This is a genomic window from Streptomyces cinereospinus (assembly GCF_042430725.1).
Classification (GTDB): Bacteria; Actinomycetota; Actinomycetes; order Streptomycetales; family Streptomycetaceae; genus Streptomyces; species Streptomyces cinereospinus.
In genome coordinates, this window is record NZ_JBHMCY010000129.1 from 1 (window position 1) to 9,022 (window position 9,022).

Genomic DNA, 9,022 nt, shown 5'->3' on the forward strand with positions numbered 1-9,022 from the left:
GGGAATCGAGGGGGCCGGTGGGGGCGTGCGGGAATCGAGGGGGCCGGTGGGGGCGAGGGGGCTTGTGAGGGCCCCGGGGGATCGAGGGGCGGTGGGCGGGCGCGGGGATCGTAGGGGGTGGTGGGCGCGGGAACAGTGGGGAACTTCCGGGGATGGCGGGCCGTACCGCGCGGACGCTGTCGGTGGCGTCGGGCAGAATCGGGGGCATGACGACCCCGGACCAGCAGTCACCCGCGCCGCGGCCTCCGCGCCCCCTGACCCGGGACCGGATCTACCGGTCGCCCATGGGCCTCGCCGGAGGCGTGCTGCTGCTCGGCCTGGTCGGCTGGCTCGGTCTGGACGCGATCCTCGTGGGGGAGGGCCGCACACCGTGGCTGGCGCTCGCCGCGCTGCTGCTCGTGGTGCCGCTGATCGTCGCCTTCACCCTGCGGCCCGCCGTGTTCGCCGGTGAGGACAGGCTGCGGGTGCGCAATCCGTTCCGCGTGATCGAGCTGCCGTGGGGCCAGGTCGCCTCCCTGCGCTCCGGGTACACCAACGAGGTCGTCACCGACGCCGGCGACAAGTACCAGCTGTGGGCGATACCGGTCTCCCTGCGCGCCCGCAACCGTGCCGCGCGCAAGGAGGCGCGGCGCGGGGCGGAGGCCGGCGGGGACGGGACGGCCCGTGCCCGTGGTGCCGGCGGGTCGGTGGGTGCTCTGGGCGACGGCCCGGTCCGTGCCGAGGGCGACGAGATCATGCACGGCCTGCGCCAGACGCTGGAGGCCAGGGAGAAGGCGCAGTCGGCCCAGGGCGAGGTGAGCGTCCGCTGGGCGTACGAGGTCGCGGGGCCGGCGGTGGCCGGGGCGGTGCTCCTGGTGGTGCTGCTGGCGGTGGGGTAGCGGGGTGTCACTGACGCGCACCGTGCCTCCGCGCCGCGGCGGTCACGGTCGTGAATCGTGCGGCTCGTGCTGCGGCGGTCACGGTCGTGAATCGTGCGGCTCGTGCTGCGGCGGTCACGGTCGTGAATTGTGCGGCTCGTGCTGCGGCGGTCACGGTCGTGAATCGTGCGGCCCGTGCCGTGGCGGTCACCGTCGTTACCGGGGCGGGCCCGGCCTCACCGGGGTGCCCCGGTCCTCGCCCGGGGGGACGGCGGCCCGCGGGGCGCCGCGCACCGGGGGCCGCCGTCACGGCGGGGAGCGAGCGGCCCGAATAGTGCCCGGGCGGCCGAGGTGCGGCCGGGGCCGGCGGCAGGGGTCAGCGGACCGGCGGGGGCGTCGATGGCCCCCGTGGGCCGCCCTTGACCTCAAGCGTGCTTGAGGTAACAGGCTTCACGCATGGACGACGAAGCGATGCGCCGGCGGCTGCGGGACCTGGCCGACCGTGCCGACATCAGTGATCTGCTGGGCCGTTACCTGCACTCCCTGGACGACGGGGTCTTCGACGAGGAGTGGGCCCGGGCCTTCCACACCGAGGACGTCACCGCTCAGTGGCCCATCGGCCCCGTACGCGGGCGCGACGCCCTGCTGGAGCACGTCCGGCGGGGGATGGCGCTGTTCGACCGTACGGTGCATCTGGGTACCGACGCGGTCGTCGAACTCGACGGCGACCGGGCCACCGCGCGCGGTGCCCAGCTGAGCACCCACGTCCTGGCGGACGGCACCGGCGGAGTCTTCGTCTCCGCCGGTCGCGTCACCACGGAGCTGGTCAGGACGGCCGAGGGCTGGCGGATCTCCGCCACGTCGCTGCGGGTGGTGTGGACCCAGGGCTCACCGCCGCGGCTGCCGGAGGAGGCGGCGCCGGCGGGCCTGGGGTAGGCGGGACGCAAAGGAGCCGGTTCCCGTGGTCGCCGGTGGCCGTTCCCGTGGTGGCCGGTGGCCGGCTCCGGAGGCCCCTGTGCCGTCCGGGACGACAGCGTTGTCCCCCGTCGCCGGTGAGCGCTTTCTCCGTTTCTGTCCTACGGGTGTCCAAGGGGATACTTCGACATGAAGCGTGGAACCGCCAGTCAGTTTTGTCCGGGCGCCGTGACGCGCGTCTCAGTAGATTGCACGTGCCGCCCGCACCCCCGCACCTGCGGGCTTTCCTTATGCCTGGGCGGCGGGGGTGGGGACATGGAGCAGTCCGACGGGACGGCAAGACCTGTCGTCGCGGTAGCCGGTGTGAGATGCCAGATCGACATCGACGGCCAGGGGAGGTTCGGCTGGCGGCTGGTCGCGCCCAACGGCAGGCCGGTCGCGGTGTCGCTGACCGCGCACGACACCCACGCGCGGTGCCGTGCCGACTTCGTGCGGCTGTGTACGCGCCATGCCGAGATGGAGGGTGGAGTGCAGCACAGTTCGGAGGGCGGCGGATGGGTGTGGGCGCTCTGGGACCGGACGGGACGGCATCTCGCCGGGTCGGCGCGCAGGTACGAGCGGCACGCCACCTGCCGTGCCTCGTACGAGCGCTTCCGGACGTTGCTGCCCGAACTGAGGTCGGTGAGCCTTGAGTTATGGGATGACTAGACGTGTGCGTCACGGGTGTGGACGTGGTGTGCGTGTGGAGCCGTCACGGAAGTTCCCCTTAGGGCACCCGTCGTTCACGCTTCGGGATGGGCGTGTCCACCGGGCCCCAGGAGCGTCGAACGCGTGTCGTTCAAGAAGAGACAGCCGCACCTGGCCGCCGCGGAGCCCGCGTCCGGGGCGCAGGCCACCCTGCCGGCCGACGCGGCCGCCGACTTCCCCCGGCGGCTGTACGCCGATCCGGGCCTGCCCGACCGCGTGTTCCGCGCGGTCCTGCGCTCCGGCGGCGGCCTGGTGCTCGCCGTCATGCTGCTCGTGGGCGGCTTCCTGCTGTACCGGGCCTGGCTGGCGCTCGACCGCGCCGGCTGGGCCTTCCTGACCACCGCCGAATGGGCCCCGGACGCGGGCCGGTTCGGCATCGCCGCGGTGCTGGTCGGCACGGTGCTGATCGCGGGCGTCGCCGTCTGCGTGGCCGTCCCCCTGGCCACCGGCGCGGCCCTGTTCATCTCCGAGTACGCCCCGCCCCGGCTGCGCCAGAGCCTGATCAGCGTGGTCGACCTGATGGCGGCCGTGCCGTCGGTGGTCTACGGCCTGTGGGGCGTGTTCTTCCTCCAGGACAAGGTGCTGCCCACCGCCCGCTGGATCTCCGCCTACTTCGGCTGGATCCCGGTCTTCGACGTGACCGGCGCGGACCCCGACGACCCGCTGGCGTCCGCCAGCATCTACACGTCCTCGACGTTCATCGCCGGCCTGGTCGTCGGCATGATGATCGCGCCGATCATCTGCTCGATCATGCGCGAGGTCTTCTCCCAGGCCCCGGCCGGCGAGCGGGAGGGCGCCTACGCGCTCGGCGCGACCCGCTGGGGCATGATCCGCAGCGTCGTCCTGCCCTTCGGCAAGGGCGGCATGATCGGCGGCACCATGCTGGGCCTGGGCCGCGCCCTGGGCGAGACCATCGCCGTATTCATGATCATTTCGCTGACCTTCGACATCCAGTGGCACGTGCTGCAGTCCGGCACCAGCTCGGTCTCCTCGCTGATCGCCCTGCGCTACGGCGAGGCGAGTGCATTCGGCATGTCCGCGCTGATGGCCGCCGGCTTCGCGCTGTTCGTGATGACCCTGATCGTCAACTTCGCCGCCTCGTCCGTCGTCGCCAGGTCGCGCTCCGGCGCGGCGAGCGACGCCTGACACCCGGCCGGCCCGCCTCCGCCTTCCGCGGCTCGTCCCGCACCCCTCCCCCCACCTCGCCCGACCCGCACGGCCGCCCGCACCCACACAGGAAAGAGCGACCATGACCGTTGCCCCTGAAGCGCCCGGCGCGCGTCAGGCGCCGAGACGTCCGCTTACGACACTGCCCGGCCCCCCGCTCGCCGCCGACCCCGGCGGGGAGCGGCGGCGCGCCCTGTCCTCGCTGCGCGACACCGACGTGTACGCCGTGGCCGGCGCCGCGGCGGCCGCGCTGTCGCTGACCTGGCTGCTGTTCGGCTGGCTGCTGCCGTTCGACGGGGCCGTCGGCTTCGTCGTCATGGCGTACGGCCTCTTCCTGCTGCTGTACGCGCTCCTCGTCTCCTTCGACGAGGACGGACCGGCCGTGGTGGACCGGATCGCGGCGGCCGTGGTGCGCTCGATGGGCGTCCTGCTGGTGGCCGTCCTCACGGTCGTGGTGGTGTACGCCCTGGTCGAGGGGCGCAAGGCGCTCGTCCACCTGAACTTCTTCACCGAGGACATGGAGCTGGCCGGTCCGCTGGAGCCGCTCAGTGTCGGCGGCGCCCTGCACGCCGCGGCCGGCACTCTGATCATGATCGTCATCGCGCTGGTGATCACGGTTCCGCTCGGGCTGGTCTGCGCGGTCTTCCTCAACGAGGTGCCCGGCCCGTTCGCCCGGTTCGTGCGCACCATCGTCGAGGCGATGACGGCGCTGCCGTCGATCGTCGCGGGCCTGTTCATCTACGCCACCGTCATCCTGGGCCTCGGCATGGACCAGTCCGGCCTCGCCGCCTCGCTCGCGCTGTCGGTGATGATGCTGCCGATCATCATCCGCGCCGCCGACGTCGTCATCCGGCTGGTCCCGGGCACGCTGCGGGAGGCGTCGTACGCCATGGGCACGTCGCGCTGGCGCACCGCCTGGCACGTCGTGCTGCCGACCTGCCGCTCCGGCCTGACCACCTCGGTGATCCTCGGCACCGCGCGCGGCATCGGCGAGACCTCCCCGGTGCTGCTGACGGCCGGCTTCACCTCCGAGCTGAACCTCGACCCGCTGCACGGCCCGATGGTCTCCCTGCCGCTCGCGACCTTCGAGTTCGTCAAGTCGCCCGAACCGACCATGGTCTCGCGCGGTTTCGGCACCGCGTCGCTGCTGATGGCGCTGGTGCTGCTGCTGTTCGTCGCCGCACGCGTCGTCGGCGGCCGCGGGCCCGGGCAGCTGACCCGCCGCCAGGAGCACCGCCGCGTCCTCGCGTCGCGGCGTGACGCGCGTCGCTTCGCCGCGCGGGCGGGACGGGCGGCCGGGCCCACCGCCGCGCCGGCCACCGCGGCCCCGCCCGCCGGCCCCCAGTCCTCCGCCCCGTCCGCCCCGTTCCGTACCCGACCCGGGAGTCCGTCGTGAAACCCGCCACTCGCTTCCGTCTGGCGGCCACCGTGCTGTCATCGCTGTGCGCGCTGCTCGCCGTCCACACCCCACCGGCCGCAGCGGCCTCCTACGCCAAGATCACCGGCTCCGGGTCGACCTGGAGCGCCAACGCCGTCCAGCAGTGGGTCCGCAACGTCAAGGCCAACTACGGCATGACGGTCAACTTCACGGCCAACGGCTCCTCCCAGGGCCGTGAGCAGTTCAGGAACAACACCGTCGACTTCGCGGTCTCCGAGATCCCCTTCGGCCTCAAGGAGCAGGGCATCACGGACCAGCCGCCGCGGCGCGGCTACGCCTACATGCCGATCGTGGCCGGCGGTACGGCGTTCATGTACAACCTCAAGGTCAACGGCAGGATGGTCACGAACCTGCGGCTGTCCGGCGCCACCGTCGCCAGGATCTTCACCGGGGCGATCACCCGCTGGAACGACCCCGCGATCCGCGCCGACAACCCGGGCCTGACCATGCCGGCCCGCACGATCACCCCGGTCGTCCGCTCCGACGGCTCCGGTACCAGCGCCCAGTTCACCACCTGGATGTCCAAGGAGCACGGGGCCGTCTGGAGCGACTACTGCGGCCGTACCGGCCGGGGCGGCGGCAACTGCGGCATGACCTCCAACTACCCGCTGCTCAGCGGCTCGGCGATGGTCTCCAAGTCCGGCTCGCTCGGTGTCTCCGGCCATGTGCGCCAGCCCTCCGGCGAGGGCGCCATCACCTACGTCGAGTACTCGTATGCCAAGAACACCGGCTTCCCGGTGGCCAAGGTGCTCAACAGGGACGGCTACTACGTCGAGCCGACCGCGGCCAGCGTGGCGGTGGCCCTGACCAAGGCCGAGATCAACCGCAACGAACGCTCCGTCACCTACCTGACGCAGATCCTGGACGGCGTCTACCGCAACGCCGACCCGCGCACCTACCCCCTGTCCAGCTACAGCTACATGATCCTGCCCACCAAGGAGGAGGCCGGCTTCACCAAGGCCAAGGGCAACTCGCTGGGCACGTTCGGCCGTTACTTCCTCTGCGACGGCCAGCAGCAGGCGGACCGGCTCGGCTACTCGCCGCTGCCGAAGAACCTCGTCGAGGCGGGCTTCGAGCAGCTGCGCAAGGTGCCGGGCGCGCCCACCGGCTCCATCAACATCAACGAGTGCCGCAACCCCACCTTCTCCGGCGGCGTCAACACCCTGATCAGGAACGCGCCGATGCCCAAGGACTGCGACAAGAAGGGCCCGACGCAGTGCAGTGACGGCACCGCGGGCGCCTCCGGCACCGACACCCCGGTGCGGCCCGGCGCGCAGGGCGGCGGTTCCGGCGGTTCCGGCTCCACCGGCGGGGCCACCGGCGGCTCCGGCTCCACCGGGGGCACCGGCTCCACCGGGGGCAGCGGCGGCAGCGGCGGCACGGGCGGCGGCTCCACCGGCGGCGCCGACACCGACGGCGACGGCCGGCCCGACGCCACCGAGGGCACCGCCGCGTCCGGCGGGGCGGCGTCCGGCGGCGTCGTCGACCCCGACACCGGCCAGCTGGTCAGCGCCGACGGCACCGGCACCGGCGACACCTCCGTCGCCGCCAACCCGGTCAGCCTCGCCTCCGGCGACGCCTTCGGACTGCGCGGCGCCCTGATGGCGCTGTCGGCGGTCCTGCTCGTCGCGGTGGTCGTCGGGCCGCCGCTCGCCGCGCGGGCCCTGGCGGCACGCACCCGCCGTAGAGGGGAGTTCTGATGAGACGGCCGACGCTCCGCACACGGGGGGCCTCGTCCCCCGGCCGCCGGCGGGTGGCCGCCGGGCTCGGGTGCCTGCTCTCCGCGCTGGTGATCGCGGTGGTGCCGCTGCCCGAGGGCGCGGGCCAGGCGCGGGCGGCCACCACCGAGAGCTCGGCGGTGACCAAGAGCGGCTCCAGGGGGCCGTACGAGGACTTCTCCGGCCTTGAGGTCACCGTGCACCAGACGCGGGGGCTGCGCGGGCAGGCGGTCCGGGTGACGTGGACCGGCGGGGCGCCGCAGCCGCTGGGCACCAAGTACAACTTCCTCCAGTTCATGCAGTGCTGGGGCGACGACGCCCAGGCGGGCCCGGACCGGGAGCAGTGCGAGTTCGGCGGGGAGACGGCGGGCGGCCTGCCCGGCTCCAGCCGGCAGGCCCACCCGGCCCTCGACGCCCTGGAGCAGGACCACGCCACCGACCCGAACGGCCTGCCCTTCGTGCCCTTCCGGCCGGTGGAAGGGCCGCAGACCACCTCCCGCAACGACTCGACCTACTTCACCAACGGGGACACCAACTCCATCGCGTGGGCGCCCCACGACGGCAACGGCGGCGGTGACGTGGCCTTCGAGGTGAAGTCGTCGCTGGAGTCCCCGCACCTGGGCTGCGGGGCGCGCACCACCTCGGCCGGCCGGCCGCGGCCCTGCTGGCTGGTCGTGGTGCCCAGGGGCTCCCACGAGCCCGACGGCACGGTGGGCGGCAACAACACGTTGCAGACCTCGGCGCTCAGCCGGTCCAACTGGAACCAGCGGATCGTCTTCCGCCTCGACTTCGAGCCGGTCACCGACAACTGCGACCCGGACAAGCCGGAGCGCGGCATCATGGGCTCCGAGCTGGGCACGGACGCGATCACGTCATGGCAGAGCGCGCTGTGCCGCACCGGCAGCCACCGGTTCACCTTCACGCAGGCCAGCGAGCAGCACGCCCGGGACATCGTCACCGCGCCGAGCGACTCCTCCGTGGGGCTCGCGCTCACCCAGGAGCCCGTCCGGCCCGTGGCGGGCGGTGCGCAGGTGGTGCACGCCCCGGTCGCGGTGAGCGGACTGACGATCGGCTTCGTCTGGATGTACGACCAGCAGACGCAGGCGGGCTTCCAGCAGCTGCCCCTGCGGGAGGTCAAGCTCAACCAGAGACTGCTGGCGAAGGTGCTCACCCAGTCCTACCCGAGCAGTCTCGTCCCGCCCGCCGAGCCGATTCCGCAGCACCTCGCCGGAAACCCGCGGTCCCTCGCGGTGGACCCCGAATTCCTCCGGCTCAACCCAGGGCTGGAGGCCCTGGCGGCGAACGAAAGGAACGCCCCCCTGGGCCTGGCCGTCCCCTCCGAGAATTCGGACTCGGCCCGCCGGCTCTGGGAATACGTTCTGGCGGACCGGGACGCACGGGAATTCATCGAAGGAAAAGCGGACCCCTCCGGTATGAAGGTCAACCCGGCCTACCGGGACGGGGTGGTCTCGGACGCGCTGGACTACTTCCCGAAGACGGACATCGCGCCCACCACCGTCCAGTGCAACGGCGACCCGGGCCACACGCTGGACCGCACCGGGCAGGACGTGGTCCCCTACGTCACCGACATGCACGAGGGGGCGGTGAAGATCCGCCGCGGTGACATCGGCACCGCCTACGAGTGCAGCGCCGGCCAGAACGTGGCGAAGATGTCGCCGCTGGGCCGCCCGCCGCTGACCGAGCAGCGCGCCTTCGGCATCGTCGACAACGCCTCCGCCGTCCGCTACCAGCTGGGCGCCGCCGCCCTGCCCAACGCCGACGGCGAGTACGTCAAGCCGACCACCGAGTCCCTGCTCAAGGCGGTGGCCGCGATGCCCGAGTCCGAGGCGGCCGGGATCAAGGAGACCGACTTCGCCAGGATGACGGACGGCGCCTACCCGCTGACGGCGGTGGTGTACGCGGCGGCCTCGCTCGACCAGGCCGAGGACGCGCGGCGGGACTACGCCGAGGTGATGCGCTACGCGGCCGGCGAGGGACAGGCGCAGGGCACCGCCAGGGGCGAACTGCCGCACGGCTACGCCCCGCTGCCCACCGCGCTGCGCCGGCAGGCCCAGCAGGCCGCCGACCGGCTGGAGCGGGGCGCGCCCGACGCCCCCGGGCCGCCGGACGCCCAGGCGCCGGGGCCGGGCGGCGGCCCGGACACCGGCAGCGGCGGCGCG

The 9,022-nt window shown here is 73.1% G+C and carries 7 protein-coding genes; all 7 read left to right on the forward strand.

Annotation, left to right across the window (positions count from 1 at the left end):
* Window positions 1-206 precede the first annotated feature (206 nt).
* Entirely contained in the window at window positions 207-878 is a 672-nt protein-coding gene (locus tag ACFF45_RS34595; protein WP_381350970.1) for a PH domain-containing protein, read from the forward strand.
* A 435-nt stretch (window positions 879-1,313) separates the two neighbouring features.
* On the forward strand, window positions 1,314-1,793 hold the full coding sequence (locus ACFF45_RS34600) for a nuclear transport factor 2 family protein (RefSeq protein ID WP_381350971.1): 480 nt from the start codon (window positions 1,314-1,316) through the stop codon (window positions 1,791-1,793).
* A 342-nt stretch (window positions 1,794-2,135) separates the two neighbouring features.
* Window positions 2,136-2,480 (forward strand): hypothetical protein, encoded by a 345-nt coding sequence (locus ACFF45_RS34605; protein WP_381350972.1) that lies wholly within the window; start codon window positions 2,136-2,138, stop codon window positions 2,478-2,480.
* A gap of 123 nt (window positions 2,481-2,603) precedes the next feature.
* Window positions 2,604-3,665, forward strand: coding sequence for a phosphate ABC transporter permease subunit PstC (pstC, locus tag ACFF45_RS34610; protein WP_381350973.1), 1,062 nt, complete (start codon window positions 2,604-2,606; stop codon window positions 3,663-3,665).
* A 103-nt stretch (window positions 3,666-3,768) separates the two neighbouring features.
* Window positions 3,769-5,082, forward strand: coding sequence for a phosphate ABC transporter permease PstA (gene pstA, locus ACFF45_RS34615; RefSeq protein WP_381350974.1), 1,314 nt, complete (start codon window positions 3,769-3,771; stop codon window positions 5,080-5,082).
* Window positions 5,079-6,824: a phosphate ABC transporter substrate-binding protein PstS gene (gene pstS, locus ACFF45_RS34620; RefSeq protein ID WP_381350975.1), complete on the forward strand. Its 1,746-nt coding sequence runs from the start codon at window positions 5,079-5,081 to the stop codon at window positions 6,822-6,824. Before pstA ends, pstS begins: the two co-directional genes overlap by 4 nt.
* Window positions 6,824-9,022: hypothetical protein (locus tag ACFF45_RS34625; RefSeq protein ID WP_381350976.1), on the forward strand; the 2,199-nt coding region annotated here is incomplete at its 3' end. The genes pstS and ACFF45_RS34625, both read left to right, overlap by 1 nt.